The 21,107-nt window shown below is 31.5% G+C and carries 17 protein-coding genes; 10 read left to right on the top strand and 7 right to left on the bottom strand.

The window, feature by feature from the left end; translation table 11 throughout:
- Window positions 1-85: 85 nt before the first annotated feature.
- Window positions 86-1,249 carry a 2-isopropylmalate synthase gene (locus BUB70_RS03640; RefSeq protein ID WP_073118343.1) on the bottom strand — a complete coding sequence of 388 codons (1,164 nt, stop codon included), beginning with the start codon at window positions 1,247-1,249 and terminating at the stop codon, window positions 86-88.
- A gap of 213 nt (window positions 1,250-1,462) precedes the next feature.
- On the opposite strand from BUB70_RS03640, the gene BUB70_RS03635 reads away from it, so the two are divergent.
- From BUB70_RS03635 to fsa, 9 genes are all read left to right on the top strand, one after another.
- Window positions 1,463-3,010 (top strand): hypothetical protein, encoded by a 1,548-nt coding sequence (locus BUB70_RS03635; protein WP_073118341.1) that lies wholly within the window; start codon window positions 1,463-1,465, stop codon window positions 3,008-3,010.
- On the top strand, window positions 3,007-3,792 hold the full coding sequence (locus BUB70_RS03630) for a tRNA pseudouridine synthase A (RefSeq protein WP_073118339.1): 786 nt from the start codon (window positions 3,007-3,009) through the stop codon (window positions 3,790-3,792). Before BUB70_RS03635 ends, BUB70_RS03630 begins: the two co-directional genes overlap by 4 nt.
- A 143-nt stretch (window positions 3,793-3,935) precedes the next feature.
- Window positions 3,936-5,084, top strand: a complete 1,149-nt coding sequence (gene nhaA / locus BUB70_RS03625) for a Na+/H+ antiporter NhaA (protein ID WP_073118337.1) — start codon at window positions 3,936-3,938, stop codon at window positions 5,082-5,084.
- Between the two features lie 92 nt (window positions 5,085-5,176).
- A complete protein-coding gene (rpsO, locus tag BUB70_RS03620; RefSeq protein WP_073118335.1) occupies window positions 5,177-5,446 on the top strand; it encodes a 30S ribosomal protein S15 in 270 nt (89 codons plus the stop codon).
- A 207-nt stretch (window positions 5,447-5,653) separates the two neighbouring features.
- On the top strand, window positions 5,654-7,885 hold the full coding sequence (locus BUB70_RS03615; RefSeq protein ID WP_073118333.1) for a polyribonucleotide nucleotidyltransferase: 2,232 nt from the start codon (window positions 5,654-5,656) through the stop codon (window positions 7,883-7,885).
- Window positions 7,886-8,012: 127 nt separating this feature from the next.
- On the top strand, window positions 8,013-9,776 hold the full coding sequence (locus BUB70_RS03610) for a MutS-related protein (protein WP_073118331.1): 1,764 nt from the start codon (window positions 8,013-8,015) through the stop codon (window positions 9,774-9,776).
- Between the two features lie 129 nt (window positions 9,777-9,905).
- A complete protein-coding gene (locus BUB70_RS03605; protein ID WP_068827853.1) occupies window positions 9,906-10,769 on the top strand; it encodes a sigma-70 family RNA polymerase sigma factor in 864 nt (287 codons plus the stop codon).
- 25 nt (window positions 10,770-10,794) lie between these two features.
- Window positions 10,795-11,451 (top strand): ribulose-phosphate 3-epimerase, encoded by a 657-nt coding sequence (gene rpe / locus BUB70_RS03600; protein WP_073118329.1) that lies wholly within the window; start codon window positions 10,795-10,797, stop codon window positions 11,449-11,451.
- A gap of 46 nt (window positions 11,452-11,497) precedes the next feature.
- Window positions 11,498-12,151, top strand: coding sequence for a fructose-6-phosphate aldolase (fsa, locus tag BUB70_RS03595; RefSeq protein ID WP_073118327.1), 654 nt, complete (start codon window positions 11,498-11,500; stop codon window positions 12,149-12,151).
- A 49-nt stretch (window positions 12,152-12,200) separates the two neighbouring features.
- Here the strand turns inward: fsa and BUB70_RS03590 are convergent, their stop codons facing one another.
- Complete coding sequence (locus BUB70_RS03590) at window positions 12,201-12,995, bottom strand: DUF2797 domain-containing protein (protein ID WP_073118324.1); 795 nt, start codon at window positions 12,993-12,995, stop codon at window positions 12,201-12,203.
- Window positions 12,996-13,060: 65 nt separating this feature from the next.
- Between BUB70_RS03590 and BUB70_RS03585 the strand changes: the two genes are divergently transcribed.
- Window positions 13,061-14,599 carry a GH3 auxin-responsive promoter family protein gene (locus BUB70_RS03585; RefSeq protein WP_073118321.1) on the top strand — a complete coding sequence of 513 codons (1,539 nt, stop codon included), beginning with the start codon at window positions 13,061-13,063 and terminating at the stop codon, window positions 14,597-14,599.
- Here BUB70_RS03585 and BUB70_RS03580 read toward each other — a convergent pair.
- The 5 genes from BUB70_RS03580 to porK form a co-directional block, all read right to left on the bottom strand.
- Window positions 14,583-16,358, bottom strand: a complete 1,776-nt coding sequence (locus BUB70_RS03580; RefSeq protein ID WP_073118319.1) for a GNAT family N-acyltransferase — start codon at window positions 16,356-16,358, stop codon at window positions 14,583-14,585. The two genes, BUB70_RS03585 and BUB70_RS03580, sit on opposite strands and share 17 nt — an antisense overlap.
- Before the next feature lie 92 nt (window positions 16,359-16,450).
- On the bottom strand, window positions 16,451-17,362 hold the full coding sequence (gene porN, locus BUB70_RS03575) for a type IX secretion system ring subunit PorN/GldN (RefSeq protein WP_073118317.1): 912 nt from the start codon (window positions 17,360-17,362) through the stop codon (window positions 16,451-16,453).
- Window positions 17,363-17,370: 8 nt separating this feature from the next.
- Window positions 17,371-18,933: a type IX secretion system motor protein PorM/GldM gene (porM, locus tag BUB70_RS03570; protein WP_073118315.1), complete on the bottom strand. Its 1,563-nt coding sequence runs from the start codon at window positions 18,931-18,933 to the stop codon at window positions 17,371-17,373.
- Window positions 18,934-18,982: 49 nt separating this feature from the next.
- Window positions 18,983-19,651, bottom strand: a complete 669-nt coding sequence (gene porL / locus BUB70_RS03565; protein ID WP_073118313.1) for a type IX secretion system motor protein PorL/GldL — start codon at window positions 19,649-19,651, stop codon at window positions 18,983-18,985.
- Between the two features lie 33 nt (window positions 19,652-19,684).
- Window positions 19,685-21,061: a T9SS ring complex lipoprotein PorK/GldK gene (gene porK / locus BUB70_RS03560; RefSeq protein ID WP_073118311.1), complete on the bottom strand. Its 1,377-nt coding sequence runs from the start codon at window positions 21,059-21,061 to the stop codon at window positions 19,685-19,687.
- Between the last annotated feature and the right edge of the window lie 46 nt (window positions 21,062-21,107).

The raw sequence follows: 21,107 nt of genomic DNA, 5'->3' as shown, positions 1-21,107 counted from the left end.
GTAGGAATAAATGACTTTTTATGGATTTATAAGCCCACAAAAAAAGGTCTCAAAAATGAGACCTTTTTACATCACTAACAAACAATTAGTTTAATTTTATTTGATTTTGCTCCATTAAAATATGGATATCTTCATCAACTACTTCTTTTTTAGTATCTGCATAATCTAAAAACTTAGGATATACAGCATCAAGTTCTAACTTAGTTAATTCGTAACCAACATTTTTAGCTCTGTATGCCAAAGCAGCTCTACCACTACGCGCTGTTAACACAATAGCAGATTCTGTAACACCAACATCTGCAGGATCCATAATTTCATATGTTTCTCTATTCTTAATCACTCCATCTTGGTGAATACCTGATGAGTGAGCAAAAGCATTAGAACCTACCACAGCTTTGTTTGCTTGCACAAACATTCCCATATGTTCTTGTACCATTTGAGAAGTACTGTATAATAATTTTGTATTTACACCTGTATCTAAATTTAAATCTGGATGTTGTTTCATAATCATCACCACTTCCTCTAATGATGTATTTCCTGCTCTTTCTCCAATACCATTAATAGTACACTCTATTTGACGAGCTCCATTAATTGCACCTTCAATTGAATTTGCAGTAGCCAAACCTAAATCGTTATGACAGTGACAAGACAATACTGCCTTTTCAATTCCCTTAACGTTTTCTTTTAAATATTTAATTTTGGCTCCGTATTCATGTGGCAAACAATAACCAGTAGTATCTGGAATATTTAACACCGTTGCTCCAGCTTTAATAACTGCCTCGCAAACTCTTGCTAAATACTCATTATCAGTACGTCCTGCATCTTCTGCATAAAACTCAACATCTTCTACAAAAGTTTTAGCAAACTTAACTGCTGCAACTGCTCTTTCAATAATAGCATCTCTGTTAGAATTGAACTTGAATTTGATATGAGAATCAGAAGTACCAATACCTGTATGAATTCTTGGTTTAACGGCATGTTTTAAAGCTTCTGCAGCAACTTTGATATCATTTTCTACAGAACGAGTCAATCCACAGACCGTTGCATTTTTTACCAATCTAGCAATCGCATCCACAGATTTAAAGTCTCCTGGACTTGAAACTGGAAAACCTGCCTCAATGATATCTACCCCTAATAAATCTAAACGCTCTGCAATTATTAATTTTTGCTCTGTGTTTAGTTTACATCCTGGAACTTGCTCCCCATCTCTAAGAGTAGTATCAAAAATCTGTACGTGATCCTTAGCCATTTTAGTTATCTTTTTTACTTTAAGCAAACAAAAATAAGGTTCTAGTAAAGCGGGCAAAACCCTTATTAAATTACCTTTCCCTTAGCCAAAACACGCAATAAACCACAAACCTCAACAATTACAAGGGAATATCGTTTATAAGTTTACGACACCCAACATTAAAAATCTGAATATTTTTGTATTTTTGAAGTATTAAACACGGTAAACACCACCATGAAAAAAGAAAAAAAAAAAGACCCTTTATTTTCGCTAATTAAATCCTTAAGCAAATCTGAAAAAAGACAATTTAAGTTATATGCTGGTAGATTAGAAGGAAATACCCAATCTAATTTTATGGCACTATTTGTTCTAATGGACAAACTAAATGTTTATGATGAAAAATTAATTCTAGCCCGAACTGGAATAAAAAAACAACAGATATCTAACACCAAAGCACATTTATACAGACAAATTTTAATTAGTTTAAGATTAAGCCCTATTCACCAGAATAGCATTACACAAATTAGAGAACAAATAGATTTTGCAACTATTTTATACACCAAAGGTTTATACAAACAAAGTTTACGTTTGTTAGACAAAACTAAAAGCGTGGCTGTTGTAAAAGAACAATACAATTTAGCCTATGAAATTATTGAACTAGAAAAAGTAATCGAGTCTCAATACATTACTCGTAGTATGAGTGACCGTGCAGATACTTTGGCGATTGAAGCAAAAAACATCAATCAAAAAAATATGGTCACTAGTAAATTATCTAACCTTTCTTTACAACTATATAGCTGGTTTTTAAAGCATGGATATGCTAGAAATGACAAAGACACTCAAACCGTAGAACAATATTATGCAGATAGAATTCCTAAATATAAATTTTCCGATCTAGGGTTTACTAGTAAAATGTATTTGTATCAAGCCAATTTATGGCAAGGATTTATTACCCAAGATTTTTTATCGTGTTATAGAAACTCTCAAAAACTAGTACAACTTTTTCATGATTTACCCGACATGAAAAAATTGCATCCTGTATTTTATTTAAAGGCGGTAAATTACTTATTAGAATCTTTATTTTACTTGCAAAAGAAAGACAAGTTTAAAGAAATTCTAGACGAATTAACCAAAGAGATCAACGAGGAAAAAATATTCTCATCGGAAAACACGCAAAACCTTTGTTTTTTATACTTATATCAACACAAAATCAACTCCTTTTATTTAACAGGTGATTTTAACAAAGGAACTGAATTTGTAAAAGATGTTTTGATTGAATTAAACAAAACGGATAAAAAAATAGATGCGCATCATGTCATGTTATTTTATTACAAAATAGCCTGTATGTATTTTGGTGCAGGAGATTACGAGCATTGTATTTTCTATTTGAACAAAATTATTAAGAACAAAGATTTAAAAATGCGTGAAGACTTACTTTGTTACACACGCGTATTAAACTTAGTTGCTCACTACGAATCTGGAGATGATGAATACATTGAGGAATTAATCAAATCTACCTATAAGTTCTTATTAAAAATGAACAACTTATATGAGGTACAAAGAAAGATGATTAAATTCTTAAGAAACTTAAGCAACTTATATCCACATGAATTAAGAAAAGCTTTTAAAGAATTATACGAAGAACTAAAAGTTTACGAAGATCATCCTTATGAAAAACGTTCATTCTTATACCTAGATATTTTATCGTGGTTAGAATCCAACATCAAAGGTGTTCCTGTTGAAGACATTGTAAAACAAAAAATATTAAAAGCTAGACATTGAAGTATATAGATGACTATTATTATTTAATTCAACTACAATACTTAGGATTTAGATTCCATGGTTGGCAAAAACAACCAGACGTAAAAACAGTTCAGGAGTATTTAGAAAAAACCTTGCGTTTTATTTTTAATCATCAAAATTTTAAAACCCTTGGAGGAAGCAGAACCGATGCCATGGTTTCTGCCAATGATGCTTATTGCCACGTAACTACTAAAGAATTTTATGATACTAAATGGCTAACAAATGAACTAAATAAAAATCTACCTAGAGATATAAATATCATTAATATAAAACAAGTAAATGCTTCTTTTGATATGATTGGAGCCGTGAAACTTAAAGAATATCATTATTTATTTTCTCACGGAGAAAGAAATCATCCTTTTGCTGCTCCTATGATGGTAGGAAAAACAAACACTTTAGATATTGATTTAATGCAACAAGGAGCCAAGTTGTTTGAAGGAAAACACAACTTTAAAAAATACACCAAAAAAACTAGCAAAAAAACTATCTTTGAGCGAGAAGTTTTTAGCTCAGAAATTATTAAGAACAATTTATACACAGCTAATTTTTTCCCAAAAGAAAGTTATATATATAAAGTTACAGGGCCTGGATTTATGCATTATCAAATTAGAATGATGATGGGAAGTCTCTTTTTATTAGGAAGTGGAAAAATGGATTTAAAAACTCTTGAAAAAACATTAAGTGATTGGAATGATGAATTGGTACTTAAAGAAATTGCTCCCGCTAGTGGATTAATTCTACACAAAAACATTCTAAAATAATTTTTATTAGTAATATCACCACTTTATTATCCGTAGTAACACCTATTTTTACTAAACACCAGTAAATTAAATAGTTTTCTCGTATTTGCTTTAGTACTTTTGAACCATTCGAAAATAAAAAAACGTACCCCAAGGAATATCAAATGAGAATAACCAAACTTTACAAAGAATTTTTTAACAGTGAAAAAACAAGTGGACTTATACTAATTGTCTGCACCATTTTATCTTTAACAATTGCCAACTCAAGCTCAGGAATAGACTACAATGCTTTCTGGCAAACCCAATTTGCTGGTCACAGCATCGTACATTGGATTAACGATGGATTGATGACTATTTTCTTCCTGCTAATTGGATTAGAATTAGAGAGAGAAATATATCATGGTGAGCTTTCTAACATTAAAGATGCTTTATTACCCATTTTTGCTGCTTTAGGAGGAATTATTATCCCTGCTGGAATTTTCATGTATTTTAACATTGGTACAGACACCCAATCTGGAGCGGGAATTCCTATGGCTACAGATATTGCTTTTGCTCTTGGAATTTTATCTCTTTTAGGAAACAAAGTACCTACCTCTTTAAAAATATTTTTAACTGCTCTAGCTGTAATCGATGATTTAGGTGCCATATTAATTATCGCCACCTTTTATACCAAAACTATTTTTTGGGTAAATTTACTTATTGCATTAGGAATTTTTGGAACCCTATTGATTCTAAATAAATTACGAATAAAAAACCTAATCATCTATATCATAGGAGGAATTGCTATGTGGTATTTTATGCTTAACTCTGGCGTACACGCAACTATTACAGGAGTTTTACTAGCTTTTGCTATTCCATATAGAGATGGAGGAGAGAATTCAGCCTCATACAAACTACAACACTTTTTACATAAACCCGTAGCTTTTATTATCCTACCTGTTTTCGCTTTGGCCAATACCGCTATTATATTAAACAGTGATATTGGAGAAACTCTATCTCAAAACTACAGTATTGGTATCGCCTTAGGACTAATTGTAGGTAAACCACTAGGAATTTTTCTTTTAACTTTTATTGCTGTATCCATAGGTTTCTGTAAACTTCCAGATGATTTAAGCTGGAAATCAATTATAGGGGTTGGCTTTTTAGGTGGAATAGGATTTACCATGTCTATTTTTATTACCCTTCTTGCTTTTGATAATGATGACATTATTAATAAGGCTAAGTTCATTATTCTATTATCATCCTTAATTGCTGGATTCATAGGATTTATCTCTTTAAAACTGATATTAAACAAAGAGTATAAAGAAGAATAATGCAATGTGTTTTATTAAATAAAATTTGTATATTTGCCGACCAATTATCAAAGAGGTAATTGCGCATAATAATCATTTACAAAAATATTAGCATGTATTTATCAGCAGAAAAAAAAGCGGAAATTTTCGCAAAACACGGAAAGTCAGCAACTGACACAGGTTCTACAGAAGGACAAATTGCATTATTCACTTACAGAATTGCACATTTAACTGGTCACTTAAAAGCTAACAAAAAAGACTACAACACTCAACGTTCATTAGTAAAGTTAGTTGGTAAACGTAGAGCTTTATTAGACTACTTAGTAAAAACAGATATTTTACGTTACCGTGCAATTATCGCAGAATTAGGATTAAGAAAATAATTCAAGATATAAAAAGAGGCTTAATCGCCTCTTTTTTTTTACATTAGAGACTTCGCTGGAATTCATTTCAATGTTATATAAAATAAGAGGTCAGAACGTAGATTCTGAGTCCATTGTTAACAAAAAACCCTACAACAACACAACATTTTTGTTACACAATAACCGTTGGAATTTCTTATTTAATCCAACATTTAAAACATTTTATTTATGATACCTAAGGTATTTAAAGAAGTTATCGAATTAGGAGACGGAAGAACCGTTTCTATCGAAACTGGAAAATTAGCAAAACAAGCTCACGGTAGCGTTGTGGTGCAAATGGGTAAAGCTATGTTACTATGTACGGTAGTTTCTAACTACAAACAATCAGATGTAGACTTTTTACCACTAACAGTAGATTATAGAGAAAAATTTGCTGCAGCAGGAAAATATCCTGGAGGTTTCTTTAAAAGAGAAGCTAGACCAAGTGATGACGAAGTATTAACCATGCGTCTAATTGACCGTGTATTACGTCCATTATTCCCTAAAGATTATCATGCAGAAACTCAGGTAATGATTCAGTTAATGTCTCATGACCCAGAAGTAATGCCAGATGCTTTGGCTGGTTTAGGTGCATCTGCAGCTATTCAATTATCTGACATCCCTTTTGAAACTCCAATTTCAGAAGCTCGTGTAGGTAGAATTAACGGAGAATTCGTAATCAACCCAACAAGAGCTCAATTAGCAGAGTCTGACATCGATATGATGATCGGTGCTTCTGCTGATTCTGTAATGATGGTAGAAGGTGAAATGGATGAGATTTCTGAAGAAGAAATGGCTGATGCTATTAAGTTTGCTCACGAAGCGATTAAATTACAATGTGCTGCTCAAGTAAAATTAGCAGAAGCATTTGGAAAGAAAGAAACTCGTGAATACGCTCAAGCAGAAGAAAACGAAGAATTAGCCGCCCGTATTAAAGAATTAACATACGACAAATGTTATGCTATTGCTTCTAAAGGAACTTCTAAAGTTGAAAGAACTGATGCTTTTGAACAAGTTAAAGAAGAAGTAAAAGCAGCTTTTACCGAAGAAGAATTAGAAGAATATGGAGACTTAGTTGGAAAATACTTTAACAAATCTCAAAAAGAAGCGGTTCGTGAATTAACACTAGCTGAAGGTTTACGTTTAGATGGTCGTAAGACAACTGAAATTAGACCTATTTGGGGAGAAGTAGATTATTTACCATCAACACATGGTTCTTCTATTTTTACTCGTGGAGAAACTCAAGCCTTAGCGACAGTTACTTTAGGAACTTCTAGAGATGCTAATATTATTGACTCTCCTACTCACGAAGGAGAAGAAAAATTCTATTTACACTATAACTTCCCTCCTTTCTGTACTGGAGAAGCTAGACCTTTAAGAGGTACTTCACGTAGAGAAGTTGGACACGGAAACTTGGCCCAAAGAGCTTTAAAAGGAATTATTCCAGCGGAATGTCCTTATACAGTAAGAGTTGTATCAGAAGTATTAGAATCTAACGGTTCTTCTTCTATGGCAACAGTTTGTGCTGGTACTATGGCTTTAATGGATGCCGGAGTACAAATTACAAAACCAGTTTCTGGTATTGCTATGGGATTAATTTCTGATGGTGATCGTTACGCTGTATTGTCTGATATTTTAGGTGATGAAGATCACTTAGGAGATATGGACTTTAAAGTAACAGGTACTGCTGATGGTATTACTGCTTGTCAGATGGACATTAAAGTAAAAGGATTGTCTTATGAGATTTTAGTAAATGCTTTAAAACAAGCACGTGAAGGACGTTTACATATCTTAGGAAAAATTACAGAAGTAATTGAAACTCCTAATGCAGATGTAAAAGCTCACTCTCCTAAAATGATCACTAGAGTAATTCCTAACGATTACATTGGTGCTTTAATTGGACCTGGTGGTAAAAACATTCAAGAGTTACAAAAAACTACAGGATGTACTATTGTTATTAACGAAGACCCTAAGACTACTGAAGGTATCGTTGAAATTTTAGGAACCAACCAAGAAGGAATTGATGCAGTATTAGCTAATATTGATTCTATGTTATTCAAACCTGAAGTTGGAGGATCTTACGAAGTTAAAGTAATTAAAATGTTAGATTTTGGAGCAGTAGTAGAATATACTCAAGCACCAGGAAATGAAGTTTTATTACACGTAAGTGAATTGGCTTGGGAACGTACTGAAAACGTTTCTGATGTGGTAAATATGGGAGATGTTTTTGAAGTAAAATACTTTGGAAAAGATCCTAAAACCCGTAAAGAAAAAGTATCTAGAAAAGCTTTACTACCAAAGCCAGAAGGTTTTAAAGAAAGAGCTCCTAGAGAAAACAACGATCGTGGTGGACGTGACAACAGAGGTAGAGACAATCGTAGAGACGATAGAAAACCAAGAGAAGAGAAAAAAGCTGAATAGTTTTTAAATTCTTTTTATATAAAACTAAATCCCTTTCAATTCATTTTGAAAGGGATTTTTTTAATGTTTTAAACACTCTTATAAAACACTTTTATGTTTAACTTTAATCTCTAGAAAAAGAAAAAAGATGATTGAATATTACAAAACAAAAAAATTAAAACATCAAGAACAATTACAAAAAACTCAATATCAGTTAAACTGGTTAAGTTCCCTTCGTTTTATTATTTTTTGTTCAACAATTATTTCCATTTATTTATTTTGGAATCACAAAAACATCATCATTGTAACATCCTTTCTACTTGGAGTAATCTTATTTGTCTTTTTTTTAAACAAGTATCTAAATCTTACTCGTAAAAAAAAGTTATTACAAAAATTAATAGACATCAACACTACAGAAATTGAGATTATAAAAGGTAACTATTTACATTTAGATACGGGTGAAGAATTTATAAACCCTACACATTTTTACAGCCATGACATTGATTTGTTTGGAAAAGGTTCTTTTTTTCAGTTCATCAACCGAACAGCTACTAAAAAAGGGAAACTTAATTTGTCAAAAATATTAACAGATAATAATATTAACGATATCCCAAAAAAACAAGAAGCTATTCATGAACTTTCAGAAAAATCAGATTGGAGGCAGTTGTTCTCTGCAACAGCAAAACTTATAGAAATAACCACTCCTGTTGATATTATATTAGAATGGATAGAAAAACACAAATCTTTATTTTCTAAAAAAACCGTTCTGATTTCTAACCTATTTTCTACAATAACTTTTATTCTTATTATAGGCTCATCCTTTAATTTATTCAACGTCAACTACCTATTTGCATGGTTCTTTTTAGGAGTAATCATTTCTGGGCTTTATGTAAAAAAAGTGAATATCATTCATAAAAAAGCTACAGAAACCACTACTACTTTTCATCAATATTATAAAATTTTAGAGCTGATAGAAAAGGAACAATTCCATTCTAATCTGCTAAAAAATGAGCAAAAAAAACTATATCAAAAAAACCAAAAAGCCTCGGATATTTTTAAAGCATTTGCCAAAATTTTAGATGCTTTAGATCAGCGTAACAACATCATTGTTGCCCTTGTAAGAAATGGTTTGTTTTTATCAGACATGAAACAAGCTAACAAAATTGAAACGTGGATTGCTGAACATAAAAACATCACTAGAGAATGGTTTGATCTTATTGCTTTTTTTGATGCACAAAATAGTTTAGCCAATTTTAAATTCAATCATTCCAATTTTATTTTTCCTGAAATCTCAGACACTAAAACCGTTATTAAAGCAACTAATTTAGGACATCCATTAATTCATAAACACAAAAGAATTCCTAATAACTGTTTAATAGACACACATTCATTTTTTATTATAACAGGATCTAATATGGCTGGAAAAAGTACTTTTTTAAGAACCGTGGCTTTAAACATAATGATGGCCAATATAGGTTTACCAGTCTGTGCTGATAACATGAAATACAAGCCTATTAAATTAGTTACAAGCATGAGAACTGCTGATTCTTTAACAGACAATACTTCATACTTTTTTGCAGAAATAAAACGACTAAAATTTGTGATAGAGACCATTAAAAATGAACCTTATTTTATTCTTTTAGATGAAATTTTAAAAGGAACAAACAGTGTTGACAAAGCCAATGGTTCTCATCAATTTATTGAAAAATTAATAGACTCAAAAGCTACGGGAATGATTGCAACACACGATATTAGTTTATGTAGTATTGCCGATACACATTCAGAAATTCAGAATTATTACTTTGATTCAGAAGTAATAAATAACGAATTGGTTTTTGATTATTTATTAAAAAACGGAATCTGCAAAAACATGAATGCTTCTTTTCTACTTAAAAAAATGGAAATCATCTAAAACAACTGATAATCAGCAAAATAACAAATTATCAAAAATAAATTTAAAATAACAACGTTCTTTTTGTAACAAAAAACAAGATATGTTCGTATTTAGAAAGACATATTAAAGTTTAACAAGTAAAATTCAATGAGACAACTTAAAATCACCAAGCAGGTTACCAATCGTGAAACAGCTTCTTTAGATAAATACTTACAAGAAATTGGAAAAGTAGACTTAATTACTGCCGACATGGAGGTAGAATTAGCACAAAGAATTAAAGCTGGAGACCAGGCTGCTTTAGAGCGTTTAACCAAAGCAAACTTACGTTTCGTAGTATCTGTTGCAAAACAGTACCAAAACCAAGGATTGACTTTACCCGATTTAATTAACGAAGGAAACTTAGGATTGATTAAAGCGGCAAAACGTTTTGATGAAACTCGTGGTTTTAAATTTATCTCTTATGCTGTATGGTGGATTCGTCAATCTATTTTACAAGCTTTGGCAGAACAATCTCGTATTGTACGTTTACCGTTAAACAAAATTGGTTCTATTAACAAAATCAATAAAATGTACGCTTTCTTAGAGCAAGAAAACGAACGCCCACCATCTGCAGAAGAAATTGCTAAGAAATTAGACATGACTGTAAATGATGTAAAAGAGTCTATGAAAAACTCTGGTCGTCACGTATCTATGGATGCTCCATTAATTGAAGGTGAAGATTCTAACTTATATGATGTATTAAACTCTGGAGAGTCTCCAAACCCTGATAGAACTTTATTACACGAATCTTTAAAAGTAGAAATTGAACGTGCTTTAGAAACATTAACTCCTAGAGAAGCTGATGTAGTTCGTTTATACTTTGGTTTGGGAGAACACCAACCTATGACTTTAGAAGAAATTGGAGAGACTTTTGATTTAACTCGTGAACGTGTACGTCAAATTAAAGAAAAAGCAATCCGTAGATTAAAACATACTTCAAGAAGTAAAATTTTAATGACTTACTTAGGTTAGTCTAACCTACCATACAAAAACAAAGATGAGTAAATTAGTAGCTCCATCGGTATTAGCTGCCGATTTTGCAAACATCCAACGTGATGTAGAAATGATTAACAGTAGTGAAGCAGATTGGTTTCATATTGATATTATGGATGGTGTTTTTGTACCTAACATTTCTTTTGGAATGCCAGTAGTACAAGCCATTAAAAAACATGCAACCAAACCTTTAGATGTACATTTAATGATTGTAAATCCAGATCAATACATTAAAACATTTAAAGAAATTGGAGCTGATATTTTAACTGTTCACTACGAAGCTTGTACACATTTACACAGAACCATACAAGCCATTAAGGCAGAAGGAATGCAAGCTGGTGTAGCTTTAAATCCACACACACCAATTTCTGTTTTAGAAGATATTATTCAAGAATTAGACTTGGTTTGTATTATGAGTGTAAATCCTGGTTTTGGAGGACAATCATTTATAGAAAATACTTATACTAAAGTTCAACAACTAAAAAACTTAATCACTTTTAAAGGTTGCGATACTAAAATTGAAATTGATGGTGGCGTAACTAACAAAAATGCAAACAATTTAATTGAAGTGGGTGCTGATGTATTGGTTGCAGGTAGTTTTGTTTTTGGAGCAGAAGATCCTATTGAAACTGTAAAAGAATTAAAAGCATTAATTAACTAAGTGATATTAAACTTAATTTATACATTTAACAAAAAAATTAAAACAGATGAAATTTTTTATCGATACTGCTGATTTAAAGCAAATTGAAGAAGCACAAGCATTAGGGGTTTTAGACGGTGTTACAACCAACCCTTCATTAATGGCTAAAGAAGGAATTAAAGGAGAAGCTAATATCATCAATCACTATAAAGCTATTTGCGAAATTGTAGATGGAGATGTAAGTGCAGAGGTAATTTCTACTGACTTTGACGGAATGGTTAGAGAAGGAGAAGCTTTGGCTGCTTTACACCCTCAAATCGTGGTAAAACTACCAATGATTAAAGATGGAATTAAGGCTTGTAGATATTTTAGCGCTAAAGGAATTAAAACCAATGTTACTTTGGTGTTTTCTGTAGGTCAAGCATTATTAGCTGCAAAAGCAGGAGCTACTTATGTATCTCCATTTATTGGTCGTTTAGATGATATTTCTACAGATGGTTTACACTTAATTAGTGAAATTAGAGAAGTATACGATAACTACGGTTTTGAAACTGAAATTTTAGCAGCTTCTGTAAGACACACTATGCATATTGTAGATTGTGCTAAAATTGGTGCTGATGTAATGACTGGACCTTTATCTGCAATTGAAGGATTATTAAGACATCCTTTAACTGATAGTGGATTGGCTAAGTTTTTAGAAGATGCAAAAAGTTTTCAATAAGAAAATTTAAATCCTAAATAAAAAGCGACTCAAATTTGAGTCGCTTTTTTTATGCTATATCTAAACTTACTTTATAACCTTCGTAAGATCTAATGTTAAAAACTTTACCGTCTTCAAAAATCAAATATTGCCCTTTTACACCTTTTAAAATTCCTTCGTAAAAATTTTCCTTGTCTAAATTTAAACTTCCTACTTTCGTTGGATAATTTTCTACAGGATAATTAAGTTCTAACACTTCATCTTCCTGAACATAATATTCTTTGGTCTCTTCAGGTAAATATTGTTTTAATTCATGTTTTACTTTAATTAAATCTTCATCAGCAACATCGTTCTTTAACATTTTTTGCCAACTGGTTTTATCACTTACATGATCTTTTAAAGCAACTTCTGTAATTCCCGCCAAATATCTGTTAGGCACTTCTACAAAAGGAATAGCTTTGTTCGCTCCTTGATCTATCCAACGTGTTGGAATTTGCGTTTTTCTTGTTACCCCTACTTTTACATTACTAGACAATGCCAAATAAACTATATGTGGTTGCAATTGTGCTTTTTCTTCATAAGCCAAGTTTCTATCTTCAATTCCTAAATGCGCTGTACTTAATTCAGGTTTCATCACCCAATCAGCCACACCCGGTTGTTCATAAAAACATTCATAACAATGTCCTTGTCTAAAAATTTTCTTCTCTTTCCCACAGCTTAAACATTGATACCCCTCAAAAGTAATAGCGATTGATTTGTTTAACAATTGATTTAAATTCAATACGTGACTATCTGTAGATAAGTAGTACTGAACCTGATCCTTATTTTCTGTGGTCATTTTTGTTAATACACCGTGGAATCTCATGGAAAAAAGTTATTTTAGTTGTTCAAAGATATTCATTTTTAACTTGTATTAGGCACTTAAAGGATATGACATTACCTATATTAAACTCAATTATTTCATGGTTTCTTAAAAAAAGAAAACATCAAGTAGAGCTTTTTTTAAAATATCCTGTAGAAGTTCAAAACGAACAGCTACTAAAGTTGCTAGACGCAGCTGCTAAAACCAGTTATGGTAAAAAGTATCAGTTTAAAAAAATAAATACGTATCAAGATTTTCAAAATCAAGTTCCGTTAATGAACTACGAGGCTTTAAGCCCATATATAGAAGAACAGCGCAATACTGGTAAAAGTGTACTTTGGGATAATAAAATAAAATGGTATGCAAAATCTAGCGGAACCACTAATGCTAAGAGTAAGTTTATTCCTGTAAGCGAAGATGCTATTAAACAATGTCATTTTAAGGGTGGAAAAGACATGCTTACTTTATTTTACAATAACAATGAAGATGCTAAACTTTTTACGGGAAAAAACTTGCGTTTAGGTGGAAGTAGTGCAGTATATGAAAACAATGAATCTTACTTTGGTGATTTGTCTGCCATTATTATAGAAAACCTTCCTCTATGGGCGGATATGAGCAGCGCTCCCAAACAGGAAGTAGCTTTGATGAGTGAGTGGGAAGCCAAAATGGATGCTATTATTAAAGAAACTGTTGATGAAAATATTACAAGTTTAGCAGGTGTTCCCTCTTGGATGTTGGTATTGTTAGAAAGAGTTTTAAAACATACAGGTAAAAATAATATTCTAGAAGTTTGGCCTAACTTAGAAGTTTATTTCCATGGTGGTGTAAACTTTACGCCATACAAAGAACAGTATAAAAAGTTAATCCCATCAGATACTTTTAAATACTATGAGACTTATAATGCTTCCGAAGGATTTTTTGCCATTCAAGATCAAAATGACAGTGATGAATTATTACTAATGTTAGATTATGGCATTTTTTATGAGTTTATTCCTATGGATGAATACAACAGTGTAAACTCTAAAGCCATTCCTTTATCCGAAGTAGAAATTAATAAAAATTATGCATTGGTCATTACGACCAATGCTGGTTTGTGGAGATATATTATTGGAGATACCATTAAGTTTATTTCAACTTTTCCACATCGAATTAAAATTACGGGAAGAACCAAACATTTTATCAATGCTTTTGGAGAAGAATTAATCATTGAAAATGCCGAACAGGCTTTAAAAATTGCTTGTAAAGAAACAAATTCAACCATTAAAGAATATACCGTAGCACCCGTTTTTATGGATGCTAAGACAAAAGGAAGTCACGAATGGCTTATTGAGTTTGAAGAACAACCTACTTGTTTAAAAACCTTTACAACATCTTTAGACAATGCTTTAAAACAAATTAATTCTGACTACGAGGCAAAACGATATAAAGACATGACTTTAGTAAGTCCTATCATTACCATTGCTCATAAAAATCAATTTCACCATTGGTTAAAAAGCAAAAATAAACTGGGTGGACAACACAAGGTTCCAAGACTGCTTAACGACAGGTCTTTTATTGAAGAAATAAAACAATTTACCTTAGAAGGTAATTTTAATTTTCTAAAGTAACATCTTTTAAAATAGGCTCTATAGTTTCTTTTGGAATGTCTTTAATTCTCATAAAAATTAAAGCATCAATAGCATCATTAAAATCATTGTCAACATTATAAGCCACAAACTTTGCATTTTGCTTGATGTACTGTTTTATCAATACAGGTAAACGTAACTTATCACCTTCTACTTCTTTAATAATGTTATCTAATTTTTTAACATCTCCATCAATAAAGTTCTTCATATAATCAAACTCATTTGGTGTTAAATCAATCTCAAATGGATTTTTAGAACTTATAAAATCTGCCACCTCATCATTTCTATAATAAGTATCTAAAAAACTCATCATTACAGATTTTGAATAATTAGTAAACAGATTGCTAATGGTAGCCCCTCCCATTAAATATTCATATTGAGGATATTTTACAGTAACAGCAGCAATTCCTCTCCACAACAAGAACAAAGACATGGGTTTTTGTTGATATTCTGGAACAATAAAAGCCCTACCCATTTCTATGGTTTTAGGGAGTTTTTCATCCATTTCAGAGGTAAATCTAAAAAAGGTAGACACGTAAAAACTTTTAAATCCATTACGTTTAAAAACCTCTTCACCGAGTCCCATTCTGTAAGCACCTACAAAACGTTCATCATTCTTATTCCACAAAATTAAATGATGGTAATAATCATCGTATTTATCTGTGTCTATTTTTTTATTAGTCCCTTCTCCAATCAACCTAAAAGTCATTTCTCTTAACCTTCCTATTTCCTCCATTAGATTAGGAATTTCATCAGCCTTGGTTAAGAAGACTTCATACTCATTAGAAATAAACAATCTTTTTTTATGTTCCCTAATGGTCTCTATTTCTCTACAAATATCTTCATGATTTTTAGGCAAGGCAATCTCCTTTGCTTTTTTCATTAAGCGATTTCTATACTCTAGGATTTGTTTTCTTTTTCTTAAGAAGGATTTAGATAGTAAATAAGTTTTTCCTCTTAAAAAGCTATTTAAAGTGGTGATCTCATCAATTTGCTGGATCTCCCTTTCTTTAATTGGCGTTCCTATTTTAATATGAATTACCTGTTTTCTTTTATTATTAAGTTCTGAAGGCAATTTTAAAGTTCTTAACACACCACTGATTTTAGCCAATCGGTAAAACCAACGGCTATTCTTTGCATGAAAATAGATGGGTACAATGGGAACATTCGCTTTTTTAATCAACTTAATTGCTCCTTCTTCCCATTTATTATCAACATAAATATTTCTTTCTTTAATGGTAGAAACTTCTCCTGCAGGAAAAATCCCTAAAGAATTTCCTTCTTTTAAATGTTTTAAAGCTGATATAATTCCTTTTACACTTGAGATATCATCCTTTCTATCTTCAAAAGGATTTACAGGCATTACAAAAGGCTTTAAAGGATCTATTTTATGTAATAAAAAATTAGCAATAATTTTATAGTCAGACCTGGCTTCTAACAAAATCCTAAGCAGCAAAACCCCATCTATTCCTCCAAGTGGATGGTTAGATATTGAAATAAAAGCTCCTTCCTTAGGAATTTTAGCTAAGTCTGCTTCTGAAATATGGTAGGTAATTCCATACTCCTTTAACAAACCATCTAAAAAAGGAATTCCTTCTTTATGTTTATGTTTATCATAAACTTTATTGGCTTTATCTAGTCGAGTTACAAACAAAAAAAATCGTCCAACCAAATTACCTAATATAGGTATTTTGTTTAGCTTTAGTAACGTAGAAAAATCTTTAGAACTTACTAACGGCATAATCACACTTTAATTCATAGCTTACAAGAATAAAAAAAAACTTTCACAAATCGTGAAAGTTTTTCTTATATATGCATTATAAAATAACTTGATTAATAGGTCCACATATCAGACTCTAAATCTCTTATTTCTTCTTTAATATTTTGTGCTTCTCTTAATTGGAATAATGAATTTCCTCGGATATATTCATTAATACTTCTGTTTCCAAACATATTCTCTTCTCTAATAATTACAGAAGCAAAATCTCTAATATTTAACAAATAATCAAAAGACTCTGTATAAGCTGCAAAACCATTTTTAATAGGATATGCATGATGCAATACATTTCTAGCATCTGGATAAAAAACCCAGAACAAAGGATAAATATCATCATCAACCACATCATCTCTACCAATAGTTTGTACATCTGGAGCCAAGGGAGCAATTGCCAATAAACGATAATTCATTTGACTAGTTCTCTTATTAAAGTACCAAATTCCTTTAATTTGATAAGCTTGAATATCCTCAGGCTTTATATAGTTCTTATCGATATACTCATCAATATTAGTCTCTCCTTGATTTAACATGTCATAACCATAACTAGCCGTATCAATTCTTACTAATTTTTTTTCTATTTCAGAAACAGGTAATTTGTTAATAAACTTTGAGTCTTCATAAACTTCTACAATATTTCCGTTTTTGATATTCTCTAATAAATTAACAAATAAGGATTTTGAAGTAGCAGGGTTATTATCATCGTTTACAGGATAATACAATCGAAAATTTGCTTTTTGATACAAATCAATGGTTTCCCAAACTACTTTAGACCATAATATATCTCTTTCATCAACATACTCATATGGTAATGGTTTGTCTTGATCTAATTTTATACGTTCCTCTGATTTCACTCCAATTTCTGAAACCTTCTTAGCATTTAACAATCCATAATTAGACTGTGAAAATGCTATAGAAACTGTTGCAAAAAACAGAAATAAAAAGCTATTTATAAATTTATTATTTTTCATTCTAGTTATTAATTAGAAATTTCTACACTGATTGGCAATACCTCTTTAAGCTTATATGATGAGTTCCCTACTATTGCGGCTCTAATACCAAAGATAGTAACAATATCGCCTCTACTTGCAGATTCAATTGCTTTTTGTGCTTGAGCATTCATTCTGTTACCATTTACAATTACTGTTGTTTTTCCTGGTACCTTTACTTTAAAGCTTAACACATTTAAATTTAAATCAAAAACAAAATCAGGTAAAGCAGCAGAGATAGATGATTTTACTAAACTCGTTTTTGGCATGCTAATAGACCCATATTCTCCACGAATACTGGCTTGTGGTGCTGGAATGTCTTTAATTCTAAACGGTACCGGTGCAGATTTTATTGTTTCTCCCGAATCCGTTATTCCAGTTACATTAATTTGAACAGAAGTTCCTCCTCCTGGTCTTAGTATATAACTAGATCCATTAATTCTTCTTAATCCTGTTGCACTTGCATTTATTTTATTGGCATTAATTCCTGCCATAGAAATGGTAATAGGGTTTTCAATTCCTCTATAAACCACATTCATTTTATCTGCAGAAATAACCGCTCCGCTAGGTTTTGGCACCACTGCATAATTACTATTAACAGGAATTTTAACTTCTTTTCCGTTTTCTATAAAGGTAAATTCTCCAACAATCGTATTTTCTCCAACCTTACCCGATGGTAGTGATAAAGAAACTACTCCATTGTTAAAAACTTTGGCATCATTTAAATCTAATTTATTACCATTAATCACAACTTTATTTGGTACTTTAGAATCATCTCTACTAGCTAATAAAACTTCTCCTTCAAATTTTTCTCCTTCGAAAAAAGCAGTTTTACTAGGAATAACCAATGCTTTTAGATTATTAGCTGAAGTTGCTTTTTTTAATCTTCCTGATAAAAAAGAAGTCAACGCTTCATTTTCTATATTTAGCACTGCATTCTCCATGCTAGACAAAATAGCAATGGTACCAATGGTGGGAATTCCTTTAAAGTTATAATCTAACCAAGATTTTTTTATTGAGTTTACTTCAACAGGTTTTGTTTCAAAATTAGCATTGATTTGATTTACAATATTTTGATTTCCAGAAATTAATTTTAACATTTCTTCTCTGTAAGTATCAACAGCTGAAACGAACTGATTTCCTGCCTTATTATTTTTATCTCCAACAAATAAAAACTCATCCATTAAATCTCCTTTTCCCATTTCTGTTGCAGGTAGTTTACCTGTTTCTGGGTCTAGTGGATTCTCTTCTTTAATCTTATCCTTTAAAACTTTAATCTCAGCGATAAATTCTTTAGATAAGTTATCAATCTTAGTTGCTATTTGATATATCTCAGCATATTGCGCAGAATTTTCTTTACTCAACTGATATAAATCTCCTAAAGTTGTTTTGTTTTTTTCAACCCCTTGTTCTATGGCATCTTCTGATCTTTCGTACATTTTAGCAAATGCTTCCATTACCTCAACAGAAACCTGCATTGCCAAAAGTGCTAGCAATACAAGATACATTAAGTTAATCATTTTCTGCCTAGGGCTTAATTTTGCTCCTGCCATAAAGACTTAGTTTTTTTAATTTAATACTAGATTTATTTATGATAGAGCTTTATTTATTTCCCATTGCTGATAACATTCCTCCATAAACGCTGTTTAATGAAGCGATGTTTTTGGACAGGCTTTCCATTTGCTTGGTTAACTCCTCTGATTTTTCAGAAACAGAATTTACCAATTTAGATTGATTATTTAATACTTCCATTTGAGCAGATTGTACTTTGTTCATGCTATCTTCTTGAGTAGCATACATTGCATTGATCTTTTCTAAATGATTTGCTGCAGCACTTATTTCCTTATTGTATTTACTTGTATCAGCCACAGAACCTGAACTTTCTCCAATTTGCTTTGCAGCATCAGAAAGATTATTCATACTTGTTGTTAACTTGTTAATTACGTTTGCATCTAAATTAGAAGCAGCCAACATTTCATCTATTTTTTTGGTCAACACTCCTTCTGGAGTTTCTTCTTTTTTCTTTTTTGATGAACTTCCACTACCCGCTAACTCAGGATAAACTAAAGACCAATCTAATTCTTCTTTAGGTATTGGTTCAAAGGCAGAAATAACAAAAATAATAGCTTCAGTAAACAAACCTAATTGTAGCATTAAATCAGCACCATCCCAATGCATTAATTTAAATAAAGCTCCCAAAATAACAACGGCTCCTCCTAAACCATAAGCCATTGCCATAAATTTCTTAAATCCTGTTGAGTTTAAATCCATAAGTGTAAAAAATAGTTTTTATTTAATATGTTATTAATATTGAAGTCCTCCCCATTTAGCATCACCTAAGTAATCCTGTACAGTTCTAAATCCAATATAACTTTTTGCAGAATCTGCATATTCATAATCTCTTGTACTTACCTCTAAAAAGTAGGCTATGTCTTTCCAAGAACCACCTCTGATGACCTTTCTTTTATTTGTCGGATCATCTATATCTGCATTTAAAGAATTTGTAATATATGCAGCTGTAGTATTATAAGCTGTAGATGTCCATTCAGAAACATTACCAGCCATATTATACAAACCATAATCATTAGCTTGAAAAGATCTTGCCTCTACAGTATAAGTAAACCCATCTGCAGCAAAGTCATTTCTCTTTGGTTTAAAATTGGCTAAATAATAACCATCTCTATCTGTAACATATGGCCCTCCCCAAGGAAACTTTCCATTCTCAATACCTCCTCGAGCAGCAAATTCCCATTCTGCTTCTGTTGGCAACCTAAATTCTGGTAATTGAGTCCCTGAACCGTTAGATCTTAAGAAATCGTTTTTCTTTTTTGTTCTCCAATTACAAAAAGCTTTTGCCTGGTTCCAAGAGACTCCTACAACAGGATACTCTTCAAATGCGGCGTGCCAAAAATAATTATCAACCATTGCATCGTTATGTGAATACTCAAAATCTTTGGCCCATACCGTAGTATCTGGATAAACATTAATATCTACCTCTGCAAAACTGTTCTTTTTTGCAATGTTTGTTCTATTTTGCTTAGTATTTGCTACATATGAGTATTTTAATAAACCAACATCAAATACTTTCATATCTCCAACATCTTCCTGCGGCAAATATAATTGATCCATTACCTCAGCATATCCTTCATCAGGATACTCATCCGTTTTCCAATACAATGGCACTTTCCAATTCAATGGTAAAGTTCCTTTGTGATTTTGTTTTATCATACCATATGTATTTAACATATAATTCTCATATGGAGTATATTTTTCAGGATCAGCAGTTGCCTCAGCATTTAAATATTTATAATTTGAGATTCCAAATTTTGATTTATCATCTAAACTAGAAAAACCTTCTGCATAATTAGCTAATTCAGATCTTACGATAGAATCTCTTACCCAATACACAAATTCTTTATATTCACTGTTGGTTATTTCAGTATCATCCATAAAAAACTCTTTTACAGTAACACTTCTAGGAGGCATTTCAAAACCACCCCATCTGTTTTCTTCTGTTTTCCCCATTGTAAAAGAACCTCCTGGTACTAAAACCATTCCATAAGGCTTTTCAGCAAACCAAGTATTTTTAGATGTTGCTCCTACAAGTTCTCCTTTATCTCCAAATCCGCTACAGCTTACTAGCGTAATGTAAACTATGGATAAGAACAGTATTTTTTTCATATTATCTTGTTGTGTCTTTTTTTATAGAATTGCGTAAACTTAGAAA

The sequence above is a fragment of the Wenyingzhuangia marina genome (assembly GCF_900130035.1).
Taxonomy (GTDB): domain Bacteria; phylum Bacteroidota; class Bacteroidia; order Flavobacteriales; family Flavobacteriaceae; genus Wenyingzhuangia; species Wenyingzhuangia marina.
The sequence above is the reverse complement of the archived record's forward strand: the minus strand, read 5'-3'. Positions and strand labels throughout refer to the sequence as shown.